The following is a 19,695-nucleotide window of genomic DNA, read 5'->3' on the forward strand; positions in this document are numbered from 1 at the left end:
GCGGCAACGTGTGGAGCTGACGAATACTAATCGGTCGAGGGCTTAACCTATACAATTTAACTCACACTTTACGCAAGTTTCGTATCTAGTTTTCAGGGTGCAAGTCAGCCTGAGGAGTTTGATTGATGTTTCCTGGCAGAAACATCCTGTTTGGTGATGATGGCGGAGGGGATCCACGCGTTCCCATCTCGAACACGACCGTTAAGCCCTCCAGCGTCGATGGTACTTGAACCGAAGGGTTCTGGGAGAGTAGAACGTTGCCAAGCACTATAAAAAGCCCTCTTGAGAGAAATCTCGGGAAGGCTTTTTTTGTATTTCCGGCAGGTCAGCCTGTATGCAAGTGAAACCCGGGCACAGCGCTATTCTCGTTGCATTTTGCACAATGAAAGACTCGGTTTATATCCCGGACAGCGTCTGCCATTGGACGGGAAAAATCCCCCTGAGTGGGCCCCAAGCATTGCACAAAATCCAGCGGAAGCGCCCATCACCGTGATTGAGTCCTTTCATAGCATAAGCTGCCCGGTCCGGTCCAGCCCTGATCTGCCGAGCAGTTTCGCGGGCCGGAAGCGGAGCGATGCCGCACCACTATACCTCGCATCCTTCTAATCACTGCATATAGCAGGAGGTATCTTTACTCGTAATTTTGATAAGTCCCATTTTGCGGAAAGGGCGGAAGCGAAAGAGCATCCAGAGGCGAGGCATCAGCATCCATATATGGAAGATGGCGAAATATTTAAGCCAAATTGTCGGAATCCAGGGATATAGTAAAAGGATTGCGACTAATCCGATCCAGAACAAGTGCAGCTGCACTCTGCTTACAAGCCGAATCGAGGCATTGCCTTCAGGCAAAATCCCGCACCAGAATATGCCCCACCTGAAAGACCAGCCTCTCATAGCGCTGCCGATTGTGTACTGAAAGAAGATACGTATCAGAAGCGCATGAAAGACGACGAGAATCGGGTAGCTAAGCACTAGCGGCAGCCAATCATGGAGGTCCAGATTATAGCAGAGGAGAAGGAGTAAGAATATAAAGTACAGGACTATTTTATAAATAGAGTGGTACATTCTTTTCATTAATTTATAGCTGTAAATCGTAGAATCTTTAGACAGATTCGGATCTTGATTGGACATGATGACCTCCATAAGGCAAGTAACAAAGCGGATATACCCTATATCGGCAAAATCCTTTAAAAATATGAGCGCCAAGCTAGTTTAGGAGAAACAAGATTTGGGTATACTAGCAGGAAAGAATCAGGGTTGAGGTGAGCCTAATGGAAGAGAATCAGATGGGGATCTGTATGATTTGCGAGCGGCAGCGTACCGGAGGTATTCGGATCATTTCCGTTTTTTTGTGCGATGATTGCAGCAGCGAGATGGTGCGAACCGATGTCAGAGACAAAAAGTACCCTTTTTTTGTGCGGCAGATGAAAAAGGTTTTCCTCACAGGCAAAGCGAGGACTTATATGTGAGGTATTCGTATGTTTTTAAAGCTTTCTTCGGGAAGCTTTTTGTTTTTTAGGCTTCTTTCCTCTACTATATAAAAAGAGCAGCGAGGAGAGGAGCAAGCTATAATGTCGAAGCAGCCGCTGGACCGGTCAAGGGCTCCGCTTTTTGAGGCGATGATTGCGCATGAGCGAACCAAGCCTGTCAGCCTCCATGTGCCTGGGCATAAATCAGGCAAGGGCGTTTTGCCGGAGGCGAGAAATCACTATGAAGCGATAATGTCCATAGATTATACGGAAATTACGGGGCTTGACGATCTGCATCAGGCCGAGGGGGCGATTTTGGAGGCGGAGCGGCTGGCCGCGGATTGTTTTGGGGCGGAGGAGACTTATTTTCTCGTCGGAGGCAGCACGGCCGGCAATTTGGCCATGATTACGGCCGTATGCGGCCGCGGCGACTTGATTCTGGTGCAGAGGAATGTGCACAAATCGGTCATACACGGGCTTATGCTTGCAGGCGCAAGGGCTGTGTTTGTGTCGCCGGTGTGGGACCCGGGAATGGGGGTTGCGGCGGGAATTCATATCGACGATGTGAAAAAGGCGCTGGCGGATTATCCCGAGGCAAAAGCATTGCTCGTAACGAACCCCAATTACTATGGCATGGGCATAGATTTGAAGCCGATCGCCGAATTGATGCATGAGCAGGGGAAGCCTCTGCTGGTGGATGAAGCCCATGGAGCGCATTACGGCTTTCATGAGGAACTGCCGGCTTCGGCTTTGTCGAGCGGCGCCGATGTTGTCGTGCAGTCCACACATAAGATGCTGACCGCCATGACGATGGGCGCGATGCTGCACGTACAGGGGCCCCGGGTGGACCGGGCTGCGTTGAAACAGCGTTTGGCCATGCTTCAAAGCTCCAGTCCTTCTTATCCGCTCCTGGCTTCGTTGGATTTGGCGCGCAAACGCATGCATACGGAAGGAAGAGCTTGGGTGAAGCAAGGGCTTCAGACGGTCAAGCGGTTTAGAGCCCTGCTGGATGAGCTGCCGCAGTTGGCATACGGCTCGCATGATTTTCCAAGCTGTGGCGGGAATGGGTATACGACGGCCGATCCATTTAAAATATGCATCTACGATGCGACAGGCACATTGTCAGGGCCGGAGTTAAGAGATGCGATGGAGGAGCAAGGCTGTTTTGTGGAAATGGCGGATGCCAGGCAGGTGCTGCTGCTGTTTACTCCGGCATCAACGGAAGCAGATGTAAACCGCGTATATCAAGTTTTATGCAACATTTGTTCAAGCGGCAAGCTGCGTAAGCAGGAACTTCAAGCCGCTATCTCGAATATAAATAACTTACCCTCATTCATGCCAAATTCGCTGCCTGTCGCGTTTGATTTGCAAAATTTGCGGAATGAAGGTCAACCGTACATGGATACAAGCTCCGTCGCCGTCCAACATGCAATAGGCAAGCGCTCCGCGGAAATGGTTATTCCCTATCCGCCCGGAATTCCGTATCTTTACCCGGGTGAAGTCGTTACGGCAACAACAGCAGAAGCTTTGCAGCAGTTGGCGAGCAGCGGGATTCGATTTCAAGGAACAGCATTCGGACAGACACAGAGGCTTAAGATATACTCGTAAACCATCACAGGCAAGTGGTACAGCAGATGCAGGAGGGTCAGAGTGAAAGGAATATTTATTACGTTTGAAGGTCCGGACGGCGCGGGAAAGACGACGCAGCTGCGCATGTTGGGAGAAGCGCTGCGGGAGCTCGGACACGACGTTGTAGTAACAAGGGAACCGGGCGGTACGTCAATCAGCGACAAGGTCCGCAGTCTTATTTTGTCGCCTGAGAATCAAGAGATGACGGATCAGGCCGAGGTACTGCTCTATGCGGCTTCGCGGGCGCAGCATGTTCATGAATTGATCCTGCCGGCTCTTGCGCAGGGGCGTATCGTGCTTTGCGACAGGTTTATCGACGCCAGTGTCGCCTATCAGGGCTACGGGCTTGGCGTCGATGTAGTTATCGTCAAGACGATCAACCATTACGCGAGTTCAGGTTTGCAGGCGACACGAACGTATATTTTGGATGTGCCGGTAGAGATAAGCCAGTCGAGGCTTCATCAGCGGGCGTTCGGCTCGGGTGCGGAGCAGCAGTTGGACCGAATCGAGCAAAAAGGTTTTGAGTATCACAACCGGGTACGGGCCGGATTTCATCAAATTGCCGCCGATCAGCCGGAGCGAGTCAAAGTCGTAGATGCCAATCGGGGCGAAGAAGCGATCGCCGAAGATATTTTGGCTGATTGTAAACGTTTGCTGAAGGTACATCTTTCCGGCTAAGGCAATAAACCCAAACATAGTTTATAATGAAGAGGAGGAATCACCCATGAAGCTGGTCGTTGCCGTTGTTCAAGACAAAGACAGTAACCGTCTTTCCAATGCGCTCATCAAAGAAGGATTCCGCGCCACGAAGCTGGCAAGTACGGGCGGCTTTCTGCGAGCCGGAAATACTACATTTATTATAGGAACGGAAGATGAGAGAGTACAAGAGGTGCTGCAAGTTATTCGCGCCAATTGTAAAATTCGGGAGCAGCTTGTCACACCGGTATCGCCTATGGGAGGAACGACGGATTCCTACATTCCATTTCCTGTGGAAGTTCAAGTGGGTGGCGCCGCGGTGTTTGTTTTGCCGGTCGAGCGGTTCGAGCATTTTTAAGCAGGAACGATTTTATTTTAAATACAAGGATGGATGAGCCTTGAAAATTAACCCGGGGTGGCAGCCCATTGGAAAAAACGTCAAAGTAACCGATAACGTCCCGACTCCACAGACGGCACCCCGGAATTTCTCCGACTTGATGCATCAGAACGACGAGAAAGTGACGCAGGAGCAGCTGACGAAAATGATGCAGCAGATTTCGCTGCAGGGCGATCGTCTGGCCCGATCCATGACGGTGAGGGAGCTGCGCCAGTACAGGCTGCTCGTCAAGCAGTTTCTGGAAGAGACCGTTCGCCGCGGAGTCAGTTTGCGAGATACGAAAGGCTGGGACCGCCGCGGCCGTTCGAAGCGGTATAAGCTGCTGGAGGAAATCGACCTTGGGCTCTTGGCTCTGGCGGACGAGCTTCTGGAAAGCGAGCAGGGACGTATCGACATTTTGCATAAAATCGGGGAAATCCGCGGTATGCTGATTAACCTGTTATTTTAAACGGAGAGAACTAATATGTCCTTTCATGCCATTCATGGCCAAGCTGCGGCCAAGCGGCTGCTGCAAAACGGCTTGCGGCAGGACAAGCTGTCCCATGCCTATATATTCAGCGGGCCTGTAGGAACAGGCCGCACCGAAATGGCGTTTGCGCTGGCGAAGGCCATTTACTGCAAAAACAAGTCCGACGATGCGTGCGGCGAATGCCTCGAATGCCGTAAAGTCGAGCACCGCAATCATCCGGATTTGCACGTGGTGGAGCCTGACGGGGCTTCGATCAAAATTGAGCAGATCCGCGAGCTGCAAAAAGAATTCGCCTACAGGGCGACGGCCTCGGGCACTAAAATATACGTTTTACAGCAAGCCGACAAAATGACGGTACAAGCGGCTAACAGCTTGCTGAAGTTTCTGGAAGAGCCGACTTCGCGCGTGGTCGCCATTCTGATTACGGAGAACGGCAATGCGCTGCTGCCGACGATTCAATCCCGTGCGCAGTGGATTTCGTTCACGCCGATGCCTCGCGACGAGATGATCGCCGCCCTTTTGCAGGAGGGCCATCCTGCCGGGCTGGTGCATCCTGCTGCCTATTTGACGGCAGGATTGAAGGCCGCCAGAGAGCTCATAGGCTCGAATTGGTTTGCAGAAATGAGAAGCGTAGTGTTACAATTAGCGAAGGAGACGCTGACCCGTTTCCCTTCTTCGATGATTACCGTGCAGCAAAAGATTATGAAAACAGAGCTGGCGGATCACGTGTCGAGCCTTTTCGACCTGCTGATTCTCTGGTTTAAAGATATGGTACAGCTGCGCCTGGAGCGCAGAGATAAGCTGATTTACCATGATCAGCTGGACTGGATGGGCTCCCTTGCATTCAGTCGGGACGTGTCAGATTGGGTGCGAATGATGGAGCAGGCCGTAGATCTGCAAAAACGTCTGCGTTTTAATGCCAATTCACAGCTGGTTATGGAAAAAATGCTCGTGGAGATGCAGGGGGTGTAACATGTTGTATTCGGTAGTAGGCGTCCGCTTTAAAAAAGCGGGTAAAATATATTATTTTGATCCGATCGATTTGCCGATCGAAAAAGAAAATGCCGTTATTGTTGAAACGGCGCGCGGTGTGGAATACGGGAAAGTCGTCGTCGGCAAAAAAAACGTCAAAGAAAACGATGTCGTGCTGCCGCTCAAAAAGGTAATCCGGATCGCGGATCATACAGATGCCGATTTGGTCGAAGAAAATAAGAAAGCTGCCAAGGACGCGTTTCAAACGTGCCAAGAGAAGATAAAAGATCACAATCTGAAAATGAAGCTCGTCGATGTGGAATACACGTTTGACCGCAATAAAATTATTTTTTATTTTACAGCGGAAGGGCGCGTCGATTTTCGCGAGCTGGTTAAAGATTTGGCGAGTATTTTTCGGACTCGCATCGAGCTGCGCCAAATCGGCGTCCGCGACGAAGCCAAAATGCTTGGCGGCATTGGCCCCTGCGGGCGAATTCTTTGCTGCTCGTCGTTTTTGGGCGATTTCGAGCCGGTTTCCATCAAGATGGCGAAAGATCAAAACCTTTCGCTCAATCCAACGAAAATTTCAGGCTTATGCGGCCGTTTGATGTGCTGTCTGAAGTACGAGCATGACAACTATGAAAGCGCCAAGGAGTCGCTTCCGACAGTCGGAAGACACGTGATCACTTCTTTAGGAAACGGCAAGGTGCTCGGACTGAATTTGAGCGAGCGCACCGCTAAAGTTCAATTGTTTGATCTTGGCAAGGTAATGGACCTGCCTTTCGATGATGTGGTAGAACAAGAGTAGACGTCTGATTTACGGGTTCGCGGATGAACGGCCGGACAGGCATGCATGGCTACTAGAGGTGAAATCGTGGATAAACAAGATATTTTCGAGCAGATCGATGAAATCGAAGACAGGATGGGTGCCACCTATGCCGAGCTCGGCGCTCTTAAGAAGAGAGTCATAGCCCTGCTTGAAGAGAACAAGCGGCTCAGCATAGAGAATGCTCAGCTGCGAAAGCTGATCCGGCAGGAGGAAGCCGATGCCGAGCAGCCGGAAGGAGCAGGCATAGAGGAAGTTCCGGTCATTGGCGCAGGATACGATAACCTGGCGCGTCTTTATAATGAAGGCTTTCATATTTGCAATGTTTATTACGGGCACCTTCGAACGGAAGGGGACTGTCTGTTTTGCTTATCCTTCTTAAATAAATAGCTCGTTTGACCGTAGGGAGACAATTCCTTACGGTTTTTTTCGATCAAGAGGATCATGAAAGGAACTGAAAGCCAAAACTTATGACTCAAGTATCTTTATTACCTACGGAACGAATCGACGATTTATTGACGCATGATTTAAAAATAATCCAGAGCGATCAAGTGTTCAGCTTTTCGTTGGATGCTGTGCTGCTCGCGCGATTTTGCTCGGTATCGCCCAAAGGCCGCATGTTGGATTTGTGCACGGGCAACGGCGTCGTTCCGCTTCTGCTCAGCACACGCAGCGGCGCGGAGATTTGGGGCGTGGAAATTCAGGACAGACTGGCGGATATGGCGGCGCGCAATGCGCTGCTGAACGGATTGGAAGAGCGTCTGCATATGATCCGGGGGGATTTGCGGACGATTCACCAGACGCTGGGGCACGGAGGATTCGATGTCGTCACCGTCAATCCGCCTTATCTGCCCGTACCCAATGGCGAACAGAACGTGAACGAACATATTGCGGCGGCAAGACATGAAATCCACTGTACGCTGGAAGATGTCATAGCGGCCAGCGCCAGGCTGGTGAAAGCCGGAGGAAAAGTGGCGATGGTGCACCGGCCCACCCGGTTGATTGATATTTGCTGCCTGATGAGGCAATACCGCATAGAGCCGAAACGGATTCGCTACGTGCATGCCCGCGCCGGCGAAGAAGCGATGATGATTCTCATCGAGGGCATGAAAGACGGCAAGCCGGAGATTCGCACGCTCCCGCCGTTAATCGTCTACACGGAAAAGGAGCAGTACTGCGAAGAACTGATGGAAGTTTATTACGGAGGCAGGGCCTCTTTACAGTAAATGAGGGAACCCAAGTTGAGCCAGAATGTAAATGTGCAAAAAAGCTACGCGGCCGACCAAGGAGGCGCGGGAACGCTGTATCTGGTCGCCACGCCGATCGGCAACCTCGAAGACATGACCTTCCGCGCGGTCCGCACGCTGAAGGAAGTGCATCTGATTGCCGCCGAAGACACGCGGCAAACGCGCAAGCTGCTGACGCACTTTGAGGTCGCAACGCGACTCGTCAGCTATCACGAACACAACAAGCAGGCAAGCGGACCGGAGCTCGTCCGCTTGCTGCTTGAGGGGCAGAGCATCGCGCTGGTCAGCGATGCTGGGCTTCCGGCCATCTCGGATCCAGGTTACGACCTGGTGAGGATGGCCGTAGAGCAAGGCGTGCCGGTGGTGCCTATCCCCGGCGCGAATGCGGCCCTGTCGGCGCTGATTGCATCAGGCCTGCCGACAGACCGCTTCACCTTCGTCGGTTTTCTCCCCAGGGAGAAAAGGGAGCAGACGAAGGTGCTGGAGGAGCTGCAGCAGGTGCGGGGCACCCTGCTGTTCTACGAATCGCCGCACCGCGTCGAGAAAACACTTGCCCGCATGGCGGAAGTGTGGGGGGCGGAGCGCCGGATTTGCCTCGCCCGCGAGCTGACGAAGCGGTACGAGGAATTTGTCCGCGGCACGATCGCGGAGTGCCTCGGGCATTTGACGCAGCATCCGCCGCAGGGCGAATATTGCGTCATCGCCGAAGGCGCATCGGAGGCGGATGCGCAGGCGGCGGGCGCCGCTTGGTGGGAGGCGCTCGGGCTCGGCGAGCACGTCGAGCATTACGTCGAGCGCGGCAGCGAGCGCAAGGAAGCGATGAAGCTCGTGGCGGCGGACCGCGGCTTGTCCAAGCGGGACGTGTACAACGCGCTGCTGGAGCGCTAGGAGTCTGGCGGGCGGAGTTACTGTCATTTTACTATGCCTTCTACGTGGTTCATCGGACAGACTCCCAGGAGTCCGTCTGATGAACTCCGCCCGCCAGACCCCTGGCCGGCGACGGGCTGCCCCGGCCGGAGCTTCATCCTCGGTGGTCTCTCGGTTTTCGCATCCGGTTTTCCGCCTCCGGCTCCGGCCCGGATTCCCGGAAATATTCCGGACAAAAAAAGATCTCTAATCCGCGGCCGAAGCCGACAAATTAGAGATTAGAGGAGATATGAAAAAGGTTAGAATTACCTAAAGGGAATGTGATATTTCTATTATATACTATTTTTCTTATTTTGTCACAGGTGTTGGCATTTCTGATAAACAAATATGGCAAACAATTTTTCCTTTGAAATAAGTAACGTTCTCGGCGTTGCCGCAGAAAATACATGCAGGCTCATATTTCTTCAACATAATGCGTTCACCGTCAACATAAATTTCCAATGCGTCTTTCTCGCCAATGCCAAGCGTACGGCGAAGCTCGATTGGAATAACAACGCGTCCTAATTCATCAACTTTTCTCACGATACCGGTGGATTTCAACATATATGAAGGTCCCCTTCCCAATTATGAAGTCTATTAAAGTTTATCGTCATGTTTCGACAATATTTTCATTACTTATGATACCAACCATTCCCAAAATAGTCAACCATATTTTCTTAAAATTATACCTCTAAACGTAAAAAATTTCAATTTTCAGCTTTAGTTCATAAAACACAAACCCCTTATACAATAAGGATTTGTAAGTAATATCTTACATAGGCTAGCACAAAAAAGCGAAAAAATATCGTTAACCCCGGACTGGCATCATACTTTGAAAACTGGAATCTATAATTCGACTATTTTCGACAAATCATGTCGAAAGTTCCGGAATGAATTTGTCGAAAGAATGTCGAAATAATAATAGAAAGGTTGTGGCCCCGTATGAAAGAAGAAAAAGTGTTTAAAGATCCGGTTCATAAATACATTTATGTGCAGGACGACACGATCTGGGATTTGATCAACACCCGGGAGTTTCAACGATTGCGCCGGGTCAGACAGCTTGGCACCTCCTATTTGACTTTTCATGGCGCCGAGCACAGCCGTTTCTCCCATTCCCTTGGAGTCTATGAAGTGACCCGAAAAATCATTTCCCAATTTGAACGCAACCATTATGAAGACTGGCCGAAGGAAGAACGGCTGCTCTGTCTTTGTGCGGCTCTGCTGCACGATCTGGGGCACGGCCCCTTTTCCCATTCCATTGAAAAAGCGTTCGGCACGCGCCACGAGGATTGGTCCTGCCGGATCGTTCTGGGGAATACGGAAGTCAACGAAGTGCTGCGCCGCGTATCCCCCGATTTTCCCAAGCAAGTCGCCGGGGTCATCTGCAAATCGTACAGCAAGGAAATTGTCGTGAGCCTTGTATCCAGCCAGCTTGATGCCGATCGCATGGATTACTTGCTGCGGGACGCTTATTTTACGGGCGTGAACTATGGTACGTTTGATTTGGAGCGGATTTTGCGCGTGATGAGGCCGTACAAGGGCCATATCGTCGTCAAAGAGAGCGGGATGCACGCGGTCGAGGATTATTTGATGTCCAGATACCAAATGTACTGGCAGGTTTATTTTCACCCCGTTACCCGCAGTGCGGAAATTTTACTGAACAAAATTTTTCAGCGGGCCAAATATTTATATGAAGAGCAGTACGCGTTCGCTTTCATGGTCGAGCCTATTTTGCATCTGATTCAGAACAAGCTGTCCCTGGAAGATTATATCCTGCTTGACGAATCGGTGATGCAGACGATGCTGGTGTTTTGGAGCTCGGAGAGCGATGCGGTTTTGTCCGACCTGTGCAAAAGGTTCCTGAACCGCAAGCTGTTCAAATACAGCGCGTTTGAAGACGTCGACCAAAAGGTGTTTCAGCATATGGAGCAGGCGATGCTTGAGCTGGGACTCGATCCGGCCTCTTATATGGAAATCGATTCTCCGTCGAACCTTTCCTATGATGTATACAGGCCCGGTGAAAACGATGAGAATTTGCCGATCCTGCTGCTCAATCACAAAGATCAATTGACGGAAATTACGCAAAAATCGGATATCGTCCGCTCGATCAGCGGCATTCACAGAGGAAAGCACCGGGTTTATTACCCGGAGGAGATCGTTCACCGTTTGAGCGCATCCGCTTACCCGGACGTAAGGGCATTGATCGGACTGCGGGAATAGAACAAACAATCACGAAGGAGCTTAAACCATGCTGACAGATACACATGCTCATTTGAATGCGAAGCAATTTGACGAGGATCGGGAGGAGATGATTCAGCGGGCGCTGGATGCAGGCGTTACGCGGATCGTAAATATCGGTTTTGACCGCGAGACGATTCCGACGTCGATCGAGTTGGCGGAGCGGTACGATTTTATTTACTCGACGGTAGGCTGGCATCCGGTGGAGGCCAAGTTCATGCAGCCGGGAGATCTGGAATGGATCGAGGAGCTGTGCAAGCACGAAAAGGTGGTCGCCATCGGAGAAATCGGCCTGGACTATTACTGGGATACTTCGCCGAAGGATGTGCAGGATCGCATATTCCGCGAACAGATTCGTTTGGCGCGCAAGCTCGGCATGCCAATCGTCATTCATAACCGGGATGCGCACCAGGATGTTTTGCAGGTGTTAAAAGAGGAGAAGGCGGCGGAAGTGGGAGGGATCATGCACTGCTTCTCGGGCAGTTGGGAGACGGCCAAGCAGTGTCTGGATATGAATTTCCACATTTCGTTCGGCGGGCCCGTCACGTTCAAGAACGCCAGACAGCCCAAAGAGGTGCTGGCGCAAGTGCCGCTTGACCGGCTGCTCATTGAGACGGACGCCCCTTATCTGACTCCGCATCCTTACCGCGGCAAGCGCAACGAAACGGCGTATGTCCGGCTTGTCGCCGAAACCGCCGCGGAAATTCGCGGAATCAGCCTGGAGGAACTGGCGGCTATTACGACAGGGAATGCTATTCGGCTGCTAGGTCTCAAGTAGAGCGGCGCGATATTTGCGGCGGAGCACAACGCCGCAGATGAACGAGACCAGCAGGAGGCTGCCTGCAGGGACAAGCGCGTATACGGCCGCAGAGCGCAGCAGGAGCGGAATCGTAAGCACACAGATTTGGGCAAGCAGCACGCACCAGATGAGAAAAGCGATCGATCCGGCTTTCGTCATCCGGTTCAGCGGGTACATTTCCAGCCAAAACGTATAGCGGTGCGCACGCTCGATGCCGGTCAATTGAACGGTGGAAATCAAAATCACGATGAGAAAAGCGGCTGCCCTGGCCACATCGCCGGAGACAACGAAGATGGCGAGCGCCCCGAGCAGTGTAATCCGCTGAACGATGCCGAACAGCTCCGTGCGCAGCAATGTTTTGGCATACAAGTATAAATAGGATGCGTCCTGCTTGAAAGGGATATAGCGCGTAATTCCGCTAATCCAGCTGCGGCGCGCAATCCTCGTCGGCAGCTGGGGCACATCGACGAACCAGTTGAAGAACATGTACAGACGAGCCTGCTGCTGCTTCTCTTTGGCAATGAGATAATCCCAGCCGATCGTATAGACGGCCGCAAAACGGGCTGCCGCCAACCAGAGCAAAATCAGAACGAGCGCGGCTGCGCTCGCCCAAAAGAAGCTGCGGTCGAACTGCACGGCGACGATAACGAGCGACGCTACCCAGCGGAATACGACGGAGGCCGTTCTTGCATAGGTGTGAACGAAGCGGCTCTCATACCAACCGGCCAATATGTTGGCGAATTTGACCAGCAGGATCAGCATCAGCATCAGGACGAACGGCTGAGCGGCCGCACCCTCGCAGTGACGGTACAGGGGCCACAGCACGACAAGCGCAATCAGCGACCAGAAGGCTTGCAGCGTAAAGCTGTAAAGAAGCGCGCTGCGAAAGTAAGCGCCCATCTGACGCTCGATCCGCAGCAGGAACATGCGGTCCGCGTCCCGGACCAGCGTTCGAATCGGGCTCGACCCGAGCAGCGGAACAAGCAGCAGCAAAGCGATCCACAGATACGGATAATTTGTCGGAAGCTGCTGCAACGTTTTGGCATAATAATAGGAAGAAATAATGACAAGAAACAACATGAAGCCGACAAAGTTGCTGCGCGCCGCGTAGAGCCAGTACCCCGAAGCTTCCTTTAAATACCGCCCCAGGCGCTGCTGCCATAAACCAGTGATATTGACCTCCATGTCCTTCATACCGAATCACCTTGAACCAGCTCGTAAAAAATGTCGTCGAGCGACGCTTTGGCAAGCCCGGTTTGCACCCGCAGTTCGCCCAAATCTCCCTGGGCGGCCATTTTGCCGCGATGCAAAACGACATAGCTGTCGCAATATTTTTCAATCGTTGACAAAATGTGCGAGGAGATGAGGAAGCTGGCTCCTCTTCGCTTCATGCGGACCATAAGCTCAAGCAGCGAGCGGATGGCCAGCGGGTCAAGCCCGAGAAAGGGCTCATCGATAATGTACAAGGCGGGCTCGATCAAAAACGCATTCATGATCATTACCTTCTGCTTCATGCCTTTGGACAGATGGCTGGAAAAGCTGTTCAGCTTGTCCTTCATTTGGAACTCTTCCAAAAGCGCCTGGGATCGGGTCAGGAACTGCTCCTTGGTCAGCCCGTATGCCATGGCCGTCAGCTCCAGATGCTCGCGGATGGTCAGTTCCTCGTAAAGCTCGGGCGATTCGGGAACGTAAGCGTACGCTGCTCGGTAGGCGAGCGGGTCTTCCGCCAGGGTGAGGCCGCTGACGCGGATCGTGCCTTTTTGCGGATGAAGCAGGCCGAGAATATTTTTGATTGTCGTGCTTTTGCCTGCGCCGTTGAGTCCGATCAAGCCCATCATTTCACCTTGGCGGATTGAAAAAGTAAGTCCGTGCAGGACAGGTTTTCCTGGAAGATATCCCCCGTAGAGGGAGTCGACTTGTAGAATGGGGTTCATCGAAAGGCCTTCCTTTTCAGCAAATTATTGGCATTTTTGAACCAATTTCACCCATCCCCATTATAAACAAAATTGCTATTAAAGCCTAATTTAAACGTAAGAATTGCGAAAAAAAGCGTCAGAATACGTTATAATGAGAAAAACGTACTAAAGACCAAGATTTATAGCCGGAAATGTTTATTATTTCCGAATTCCGCCCTTTTTAGCGGGCGATAATCCCTTTACAGGTTTAGATTTACAGCGTAATATACTTTTCATAATAACTTAATAACCAATTTGCCAAATTTCCATTCGCTGAGTTCCATTTATGGGAACGGGGGAACCGCTGCAAACATTCGGAAGCACATGCAACCGCCGAATGCCAGCAGAATGAATATCAGGGGTGAATCCAACGACAACGAGCAAGCAGCTTGTTGTCCAGGTAGGGCGACTCTCACGTCCGAATCCGTCAGCTAACCTCGTAAGCGTACCGAGAGAGGTAACGATTGTCGTGTCTGGTTGTATTTTTCTATGCATACAAGGCCACGGGAAGAGTCCTCTTTCCGCTGGTCTTTTCATTTTTTCGAGATAGTGCAGGCTAGATGATCATAGGATGAAAAGCGAAGGAGGTGGGACTACCGCAGCAGCGTCCGGTAATGGCCGCGTTGTTGTCGGGTGAACTCCGCTGCAAAGCTGGAGAGGCTTATTAAGTTAATCACAAACTGACCTTAGTCGCGTCTAATTTAATCATGCGTAACACACGGGCGGCGAGGCTTTGAAGGAGGACCGAAGAAGTGGGCAACATCTCTTTAACCGAGACCCATGTAAGTCGATCATCCAGCATGTCCTTGGCACTACGATGGAAGCATGAAAACTTGCGTTTGATTTTAAGCCTAGGTATGATTTCAATCGCTATGACTTTCATGTTTTTGGTGTTGTTGTACGGTACGGCTACCAAGAGCGTATCCGTAGTTGTGAATGGACAAGAAACCGTTGTGCATACGAAGCAATGGGTCCTGCAACGCCTACTGGATGAACAAGCCATTAAGATTGGTGAACACGATCAAGTTTCTGCAGCGCTCACGACTCCGATCAAGGGCGGAGAGAAATTCGTGATCGATCATGCGTCACCGATTCAATTGACTGCTGATGGAAAGACCACCACTGTTTACACAACTGCAAGAACGGTTGAAAGTGCATTGCAGGATTTACATATTGCACTTGGGGAGCTTGACCGAGTCACTCCTGAACCGGCATCTTCGCTTTTACCCGGCGATACAGTCAAAGTTGTCAGGGTAAAGAAAGAGCAGAACGAAACAACGGAACCGATCGCGTTCGATACCGAGAAGAAGAACGATGCATCGCTGCTCAAAGGCAAGGAACAGGTCGTCCAGGAAGGCAAAGAGGGCGTTCTGTTGAAAAAAATGGAAAAAGTATTCGAAGACGGCGTTTTGGTTTCCGAAGCAGTTGTAGATGAACAGGTTCAAACGGAAAGTGTGAAAAAAGTCGTTGCCATCGGCACGAAAAATCCGGTCGTCGCTTTATCGGCCTCATCCCCTAGCGTGGATGAAATTTCAAAGAATGGCGTCAAATTCGGCTACAAACAAATTCTCAAAAACGTGAAACTCACCGCATATTCGGCGGGAGTGGAGTCTACCGGCAAATCCGCGGACAGCCCCGGGTTTGGCAAGACGTTTACAGGAACTACAGTCACCGAAGGCAGAACGATCGCGGTAGATCCGAAGGTTATTCCGCTCGGATGGTGGGTGTACATCGACGGTATTGGCTTCCGGCGCGCTGAAGATACAGGCAGCGCCGTGAAAGGGCAAACGATCGACGTTTACTTCGAAGATGAGAGCTATGCCAACAAATTCGGCACGAAGAACGGTTATACCGTCTATGTCGTAGGGCCGAAGAAGCCGACTGAGAATTAAGGGGTAATCCGGTTTCTGCATGGGCAGAATGTATATATAGATAGATAGGTCGTTCACGAATGGCAAAAGAAGAGGAGACCCCTCTTCTTTTTGTGCGTACAGGGAAAGGAACGTTGTATGATAAAAGAAGTTATCGTTGTCGAGGGCAAAGACGATACCGCAGCGATTCGCCGGGCCGTGGAGGCGGATACGATCGAAACCGGCGGCTCCGCAATAGGTCCGGCCGTGTTGAAACGGATCGCGCTGGCTCAGGAGCGGCGCGGAGTTATTATTTTGACCGATCCGGATCATGCAGGGGAGCGGATCCGCAAAATCGTGGCGGCGAAGGTGCCCGGCTGCAAGCATGCCTTTATTACGCAGGAGCAGGCGGAGTACAAGGGCGACATCGGGGTTGAGAACGCGTCGCCGGAGACGATCCGGCAGGCGCTGAGCAATTTGCGGACGGAGTATGAAGGAGCCGTCTCCCTGGTCACCTGGGAGGACCTGATGGCGGCGGGACTCATCGTCCACGCCGAAGCGGCCTCCCGGAGGCTGGAGGCAGGCAAGGCGCTCGGCATCGGCTACTGCAACGGCAAGCAATTTTACAAGCGCTGTGCGATGTTTCAAATCACCCGCGAGGAGTTTGAAGCGGCGGTAGAATTACTAAATAAATGAGGGCTGTGACATGAATACTTCCAACCGGGCGCTTCCTGAGGATGTCGCTACACCGAACAGAACGAAAGAAATACTTAAGAAGCACGATCTGGTGCTGAAAAAGAGCCTCGGACAAAATTTTCTCGTAGACCAGAATATTTTGCACAAAATCGTGTCCGCCGCCGGGCTCGGCCCGGACAAGGGCGCGCTGGAGATCGGCCCGGGCATCGGGGCGCTCACCCAGCAGTTGGCCAAGCAGGCTGGGCGCGTCTTGGCCATCGAAATCGACCAGCGTCTGCTGCCCATCCTGGGCGAGACGCTGGAGCCGTACCCCCATGCCCAGGTCGTGCGTGGGGATGTGTTAAAGCTGGACCTGCCGGAGCTGTTCCGGCAGCATTTTGCCGGTGTTGGCGGCATCAGCGTTGTTGCCAACCTGCCTTATTACATCACGACGCCGATCATTATGAAGCTTCTCGAAGAGAAGCTTCCGCTGGAAAATATCGTCGTGATGATTCAAAAAGAGGTGGCCGACCGCATGGCGGCCCGCCCGGGCACCAAAGACTACGGCAGCCTCAGCATTGCCGTGCAGTTCTACTGCGAGCCGGAGCTTGTCACGATCGTGCCGCGCACCGTCTTTGTCCCGCAGCCGAACGTCGATTCCGCCGTCATCCGGCTGCGCGTACGGCAAACCCCGCCGGTCGAGGTGGCGGACGCCGACTTCTTCTTCGAAGTCGTCCAGGCATCCTTCGTCCAGCGGCGCAAAACCCTTTACAACAACCTGGCTGCGCGGTTCTTTGCCAAAGACACCAAGGCTGAGCTGGAGGCGCTCCTGCACGGCATCGGCATCGAGCCTTCGCGCCGCGGTGAGACGCTCAGCATGGAAGAGTTCGCGCGCTTGTCGTCGGCCCTCCGCGCGCACGGCTGCAAATAAACCCGCACCAAATGCCCATCCCCGCCATAGGATAGCCCTAGGAGGGGATTGAGCGATGAGGCAAGGAGACTTTGTTACCCGAAAATCCTATGGCGGAGACGTCATTTTCAAAATCGAACGTATCGAGCAGGTGAAGGCCGTGCTGCGGGGTGTCGATTACCGGCTGCTTGCAGATGCGCCCCTGACGGACTTGCTTGCGATTGGCGGCGTCACGCCGGATCATCTCCGGTCGGGCACCCCGCAATATCGGGAATCGCTGCGACGAATTGAAATCGCCAGGGAGCAGCAGCAGGAGAAGAATCAGCACTCCGGCGTCAGCTATTTTGAAGTGCCGGGTAAAATACTGCATGTGGACGGAGACCCGGCCTATTTGCGCAAATGCATGCAGCTGTACGGAGAGCTTCGCGTGCCTGCGGAGGGCTTTTACGTCCCCGAAGCCCAGATGCCGGATGCGCTGTATCGGCTGCTGCCGCAAGTTAAGCCGGATATCGTCGTCATTACCGGACATGACGGCATAATAAAAAACCGTAAAAACCGCGATATCAACAACTTGAGCAGCTACAAAAATTCGCTTCATTTTGTGAGCGCGGTTCAGGTCGCCAGGCAGTACGAACGCGATCGCGATTCCTTGATCATTGTGGCCGGAGCCTGCCAGTCGCATTTTGAAGCGCTGCTGCGGGCCGGAGCGAATTTTGCCAGCTCCCCGGCCCGCGTGCTGATTCATGCTCTGGACCCCTTGTGCATTGCGGCTAAGCTGTCCTATACGTCGGTCAAAGATACCGTTTCCATGCTGGACATCGTCAGCTTGACGGTTACGGGGTTAGACGGATTAGGCGGAGTCGATACGCGAGGCAGCTACCGGATGGGGATTCCCGGCATTCAGCACTCGCAGGCAAATGTGTGAAACTCAACGACCGCCATTCATACAGTTGTGAAACCGCGCGTTGTGAGCTGCGCTCGGTGCGTATCCATTCAAGCGCCCAGGCGCGAATCGACTTGTGCAAAGTCCATTCGCGTTTGGGCGCTTTTTCTTTGGTTTTGTTCGCCGTGTGGGCGGCATCCGTTTTCGGTGCTAAATGCCTCCGTATATGTCGAAAATATATTTCATGAAAAAAAGTGAATAATTTACAATCTTTGGAGGCAACCTAAACACCAAGCAAATTTAAAATTAGGCGGATATGCCGTTGACAACAGGATTGTCGGGCTGATATAATATTTGGTCCTAATTTGACATTTTGGCCGCGATCGGTTATAATTAACAAGGAAAGAGGTGGTAGTTGACAATGGCAAAAAATGCGCTGTTGGAAATTAAACGCAGTTTGGAGCCCCATGTCGGGCAGAAGATCATGTTGCGAGCAAATGGTGGTCGGCGAAAGACTATCGAGCGTTCCGGTGTTTTAGAAGAAACCTACCCTTCTGTATTTATTGTTAAGCTGGAAGAGTCCAACGCATTTAAGCGGGTCTCCTACAGCTACGCGGATATCTTGACGGAATCCGTGGAAGTGACCGTTTGCAACGATGACGGACAAGTCCGTATCACCTATATTCAACATTAGCTTAATGCATTGTCATAACGGCAGGCCCGCATAGGGTCTGCTTTTTGCTTTGCATGGAGTTGGCGATAATGCGGCACACTATCCGTACATTCCTATTTTACTTCAGGAGGGATAGCGATGGGACGCAGAAGAAGCATTATGTCGGAAAGTTTCAAATATGAGCTGGCCAAGGACCTTGGCTTTTACGATGTGGTACAGCGGGAAGGCTGGGAAGGAATCCGCACGAAGGACGCAGGCAACATGGTCAAGCGGGCGATTCAGATTGCGGAGGAGGCGCTGGCCAAGCAGTACTCGCCAGGGGCCCCGGTAAGCCAAGGCTCTGGAGGCTATGCGCAGCCGTATGCGGGAGGAGTGGTCAGCAGTGCGCAGCCGTACGCCGGAGGGACGGTCGGCGGCGCGCAGCCGTATGCCGGAGGAGCGGTCGGCAGTGCGCAGCCGTACGCCGGAGGAACGGTCAGCAGTACGCAACCGTACGCCGGAGGAGCGGTCAGCAGTGCGCCGCCGTACGCCGGAGGAACGGTCAGCAGTACGCAACCGTACGCGGGAGGGACGGTCGGCAGTGTGCAGCCGTACGCCGGAGGAACGGTCAGCAGTGCGCAGCCGTACGCCGGAGGAACGGTCGGCAGTGCGCAGCCGTATGCCGGAGGGACAAGCAGCTTTGCACAGCAGAGCCAGGGTCTCCAGCCAGGTGGTGGCAGTTACGGATACGCGGCGCAGGAGGCTCAAGGGCTCCAGGGGAACCAGGTAGCTTCAGGCGTACAGGGGCAGACAGGGTATTCATATGCGGCCAGGCAGCCGCAGCAGCCGTTCTGAATCACCGGCATTGCGTACGGATCACCTGCGAAAGTTAAATTGTCCAGCGATACTTTGTTAGGGCAGCCAGAGGTGACCCATAATTGTGGGTACGGCCATTCGTGAAGCGGCTTGGCAAAGCGAAAAACCTGCGAAAGTGCAGGCTTTTTCTGTTTATGGGGTTCATTTTGAGGAAAAGCCTGCAATTGTGCAGGAATTTCTGGGCAAAATGAGTCTGAACCCAAATGTTCGCTGAAAAACCTGTACATTTGCAGGAATTTTTCGTTG

22 protein-coding genes, 1 rRNA gene, 1 pseudogene and 1 riboswitch are annotated in these 19,695 nt (G+C 52.4%); of the genes and pseudogenes, 20 read left to right on the forward strand and 4 right to left on the reverse strand.

Annotation, left to right across the window (positions count from 1 at the left end; genetic code table 11):
• Nucleotides 1-149 precede the first annotated feature (149 nt).
• Nucleotides 150-266, forward strand: a 5S ribosomal RNA gene (gene rrf / locus AC6RNO_RS30980).
• Nucleotides 267-606: 340 nt separating this feature from the next.
• Here the strand turns inward: rrf and AC6RNO_RS30985 are convergent.
• The gene (locus AC6RNO_RS30985) at nt 607-1,131 is read right to left on the reverse strand and encodes a hypothetical protein (protein ID WP_474686904.1); all 525 of its coding nucleotides are present in this window, start codon (nt 1,129-1,131) and stop codon (nt 607-609) included.
• A 167-nt stretch (nt 1,132-1,298) separates the two neighbouring features.
• Here AC6RNO_RS30985 and AC6RNO_RS30990 point away from each other — a divergent pair, with 167 nt between their 5' ends.
• From AC6RNO_RS30990 to rsmI, 10 genes are all read left to right on the forward strand, one after another.
• Nucleotides 1,299-1,469: a sigma factor G inhibitor Gin gene (locus tag AC6RNO_RS30990; protein ID WP_497107860.1), complete on the forward strand. Its 171-nt coding sequence runs from the start codon at nt 1,299-1,301 to the stop codon at nt 1,467-1,469.
• A gap of 102 nt (nt 1,470-1,571) precedes the next feature.
• Nucleotides 1,572-3,077: an aminotransferase class I/II-fold pyridoxal phosphate-dependent enzyme gene (locus tag AC6RNO_RS30995; RefSeq protein WP_497107846.1), complete on the forward strand. Its 1,506-nt coding sequence runs from the start codon at nt 1,572-1,574 to the stop codon at nt 3,075-3,077.
• Nucleotides 3,078-3,119: 42 nt separating this feature from the next.
• Nucleotides 3,120-3,776, forward strand: a complete 657-nt coding sequence (tmk, locus tag AC6RNO_RS31000; protein ID WP_497107847.1) for a dTMP kinase — start codon at nt 3,120-3,122, stop codon at nt 3,774-3,776.
• 46 nt (nt 3,777-3,822) lie between these two features.
• On the forward strand, nt 3,823-4,152 hold the full coding sequence (darA, locus tag AC6RNO_RS31005) for a cyclic di-AMP receptor DarA (protein WP_474686897.1): 330 nt from the start codon (nt 3,823-3,825) through the stop codon (nt 4,150-4,152).
• A 40-nt stretch (nt 4,153-4,192) separates the two neighbouring features.
• A complete protein-coding gene (locus tag AC6RNO_RS31010) occupies nt 4,193-4,639 on the forward strand; it encodes a YaaR family protein (protein ID WP_474686895.1) in 447 nt (148 codons plus the stop codon).
• Between the two features lie 15 nt (nt 4,640-4,654).
• Complete coding sequence (holB, locus tag AC6RNO_RS31015) at nt 4,655-5,632, forward strand: DNA polymerase III subunit delta' (protein ID WP_497107848.1); 978 nt, start codon at nt 4,655-4,657, stop codon at nt 5,630-5,632.
• Between the two features lie 4 nt (nt 5,633-5,636).
• On the forward strand, nt 5,637-6,440 hold the full coding sequence (locus tag AC6RNO_RS31020) for a PSP1 domain-containing protein (protein ID WP_474686906.1): 804 nt from the start codon (nt 5,637-5,639) through the stop codon (nt 6,438-6,440).
• A gap of 66 nt (nt 6,441-6,506) precedes the next feature.
• The gene (gene yabA / locus AC6RNO_RS31025; RefSeq protein ID WP_474686892.1) at nt 6,507-6,848 is read left to right on the forward strand and encodes a DNA replication initiation control protein YabA; all 342 of its coding nucleotides are present in this window, start codon (nt 6,507-6,509) and stop codon (nt 6,846-6,848) included.
• An 80-nt stretch (nt 6,849-6,928) separates the two neighbouring features.
• Nucleotides 6,929-7,684 carry a methyltransferase gene (locus AC6RNO_RS31030; RefSeq protein ID WP_497107849.1) on the forward strand — a complete coding sequence of 252 codons (756 nt, stop codon included), beginning with the start codon at nt 6,929-6,931 and terminating at the stop codon, nt 7,682-7,684.
• Nucleotides 7,685-8,593: a 16S rRNA (cytidine(1402)-2'-O)-methyltransferase gene (gene rsmI, locus AC6RNO_RS31035; RefSeq protein WP_497107850.1), complete on the forward strand. Its 909-nt coding sequence runs from the start codon at nt 7,685-7,687 to the stop codon at nt 8,591-8,593.
• Between the two features lie 327 nt (nt 8,594-8,920).
• On the opposite strand, the gene AC6RNO_RS31040 is transcribed toward rsmI, so the two are convergent.
• Nucleotides 8,921-9,175 (reverse strand): AbrB/MazE/SpoVT family DNA-binding domain-containing protein, encoded by a 255-nt coding sequence (locus tag AC6RNO_RS31040; protein WP_188178304.1) that lies wholly within the window; start codon nt 9,173-9,175, stop codon nt 8,921-8,923.
• A 378-nt stretch (nt 9,176-9,553) separates the two neighbouring features.
• Here AC6RNO_RS31040 and AC6RNO_RS31045 point away from each other — a divergent pair, with 378 nt between their 5' ends.
• On the forward strand, nt 9,554-10,831 hold the full coding sequence (locus AC6RNO_RS31045) for an HD domain-containing protein (protein ID WP_474686886.1): 1,278 nt from the start codon (nt 9,554-9,556) through the stop codon (nt 10,829-10,831).
• 28 nt (nt 10,832-10,859) lie between these two features.
• The gene (locus AC6RNO_RS31050) at nt 10,860-11,627 is read left to right on the forward strand and encodes a TatD family hydrolase (RefSeq protein WP_497107851.1); all 768 of its coding nucleotides are present in this window, start codon (nt 10,860-10,862) and stop codon (nt 11,625-11,627) included.
• Here AC6RNO_RS31050 and AC6RNO_RS31055 read toward each other — a convergent pair.
• Together AC6RNO_RS31055 and AC6RNO_RS31060 are read right to left on the reverse strand one after the other, a co-directional pair.
• The gene (locus AC6RNO_RS31055) at nt 11,613-12,842 is read right to left on the reverse strand and encodes an ABC transporter permease (RefSeq protein ID WP_497107852.1); all 1,230 of its coding nucleotides are present in this window, start codon (nt 12,840-12,842) and stop codon (nt 11,613-11,615) included. The two genes, AC6RNO_RS31050 and AC6RNO_RS31055, sit on opposite strands and share 15 nt — an antisense overlap.
• On the reverse strand, nt 12,839-13,582 hold the full coding sequence (locus tag AC6RNO_RS31060) for an ABC transporter ATP-binding protein (protein ID WP_474686881.1): 744 nt from the start codon (nt 13,580-13,582) through the stop codon (nt 12,839-12,841). The genes AC6RNO_RS31055 and AC6RNO_RS31060 overlap by 4 nt, the downstream gene beginning before the upstream one ends.
• 282 nt (nt 13,583-13,864) lie before the next feature.
• A riboswitch (cyclic di-AMP (ydaO/yuaA leader) is annotated at nt 13,865-14,065 on the forward strand.
• A 290-nt stretch (nt 14,066-14,355) separates the two neighbouring features.
• On the opposite strand from AC6RNO_RS31060, the gene AC6RNO_RS31065 reads away from it, so the two are divergent.
• The 7 genes and pseudogenes from AC6RNO_RS31065 to AC6RNO_RS31095 all read left to right on the forward strand — a co-directional run bounded on the left by AC6RNO_RS31065 (nt 14,356) and on the right by AC6RNO_RS31095 (nt 19,663).
• Nucleotides 14,356-15,495 (forward strand): resuscitation-promoting factor, encoded by a 1,140-nt coding sequence (locus AC6RNO_RS31065; RefSeq protein WP_488438136.1) that lies wholly within the window; start codon nt 14,356-14,358, stop codon nt 15,493-15,495.
• A gap of 117 nt (nt 15,496-15,612) precedes the next feature.
• Nucleotides 15,613-16,149: a ribonuclease M5 gene (rnmV, locus tag AC6RNO_RS31070; protein WP_488438135.1), complete on the forward strand. Its 537-nt coding sequence runs from the start codon at nt 15,613-15,615 to the stop codon at nt 16,147-16,149.
• 10 nt (nt 16,150-16,159) lie between these two features.
• Entirely contained in the window at nt 16,160-17,059 is a 900-nt protein-coding gene (gene rsmA / locus AC6RNO_RS31075) for a 16S rRNA (adenine(1518)-N(6)/adenine(1519)-N(6))-dimethyltransferase RsmA (RefSeq protein WP_497107853.1), read from the forward strand.
• A 55-nt stretch (nt 17,060-17,114) separates the two neighbouring features.
• Nucleotides 17,115-17,963 carry a sporulation peptidase YabG gene (gene yabG, locus AC6RNO_RS31080; RefSeq protein WP_497107854.1) on the forward strand — a complete coding sequence of 283 codons (849 nt, stop codon included), beginning with the start codon at nt 17,115-17,117 and terminating at the stop codon, nt 17,961-17,963.
• A gap of 379 nt (nt 17,964-18,342) precedes the next feature.
• Entirely contained in the window at nt 18,343-18,615 is a 273-nt protein-coding gene (gene veg, locus AC6RNO_RS31085; protein ID WP_474686874.1) for a biofilm formation stimulator Veg, read from the forward strand.
• Nucleotides 18,616-18,732: 117 nt separating this feature from the next.
• Nucleotides 18,733-18,903 (forward strand): annotated as a pseudogene (locus AC6RNO_RS31090) (small, acid-soluble spore protein, alpha/beta type); the annotation flags it as partial.
• A 610-nt stretch (nt 18,904-19,513) separates the two neighbouring features.
• Complete coding sequence (locus AC6RNO_RS31095) at nt 19,514-19,663, forward strand: hypothetical protein (RefSeq protein WP_488438134.1); 150 nt, start codon at nt 19,514-19,516, stop codon at nt 19,661-19,663.
• Nucleotides 19,664-19,695: the final 32 nt, after the last annotated feature.

The sequence above is a fragment of the Paenibacillus sp. sgz302190 genome (assembly GCF_059820445.1).

Coding starts and splice junctions, on each gene's coding strand:
- AC6RNO_RS31040 (WP_188178304.1), bottom strand. CDS start 9,175: ATGTTGAAATCCACCGGTATCGTGAGAAAAGTTGATGAATTAGGACGC.
- AC6RNO_RS30995 (WP_497107846.1), top strand. CDS start 1,572: ATGTCGAAGCAGCCGCTGGACCGGTCAAGGGCTCCGCTTTTTGAGGCG.
- rnmV (WP_488438135.1), top strand. CDS start 15,613: ATGATAAAAGAAGTTATCGTTGTCGAGGGCAAAGACGATACCGCAGCG.
- darA (WP_474686897.1), top strand. CDS start 3,823: ATGAAGCTGGTCGTTGCCGTTGTTCAAGACAAAGACAGTAACCGTCTT.
- rsmA (WP_497107853.1), top strand. CDS start 16,160: ATGAATACTTCCAACCGGGCGCTTCCTGAGGATGTCGCTACACCGAAC.
- yabG (WP_497107854.1), top strand. CDS start 17,115: ATGAGGCAAGGAGACTTTGTTACCCGAAAATCCTATGGCGGAGACGTC.
- AC6RNO_RS31050 (WP_497107851.1), top strand. CDS start 10,860: ATGCTGACAGATACACATGCTCATTTGAATGCGAAGCAATTTGACGAG.
- AC6RNO_RS30985 (WP_474686904.1), bottom strand. CDS start 1,131: ATGTCCAATCAAGATCCGAATCTGTCTAAAGATTCTACGATTTACAGC.
- holB (WP_497107848.1), top strand. CDS start 4,655: ATGTCCTTTCATGCCATTCATGGCCAAGCTGCGGCCAAGCGGCTGCTG.
- AC6RNO_RS31060 (WP_474686881.1), bottom strand. CDS start 13,582: ATGAACCCCATTCTACAAGTCGACTCCCTCTACGGGGGATATCTTCCA.
- AC6RNO_RS30990 (WP_497107860.1), top strand. CDS start 1,299: ATGATTTGCGAGCGGCAGCGTACCGGAGGTATTCGGATCATTTCCGTT.
- AC6RNO_RS31030 (WP_497107849.1), top strand. CDS start 6,929: ATGACTCAAGTATCTTTATTACCTACGGAACGAATCGACGATTTATTG.
- AC6RNO_RS31055 (WP_497107852.1), bottom strand. CDS start 12,842: ATGAAGGACATGGAGGTCAATATCACTGGTTTATGGCAGCAGCGCCTG.
- veg (WP_474686874.1), top strand. CDS start 18,343: ATGGCAAAAAATGCGCTGTTGGAAATTAAACGCAGTTTGGAGCCCCAT.
- AC6RNO_RS31045 (WP_474686886.1), top strand. CDS start 9,554: ATGAAAGAAGAAAAAGTGTTTAAAGATCCGGTTCATAAATACATTTAT.
- rsmI (WP_497107850.1), top strand. CDS start 7,685: ATGAGGGAACCCAAGTTGAGCCAGAATGTAAATGTGCAAAAAAGCTAC.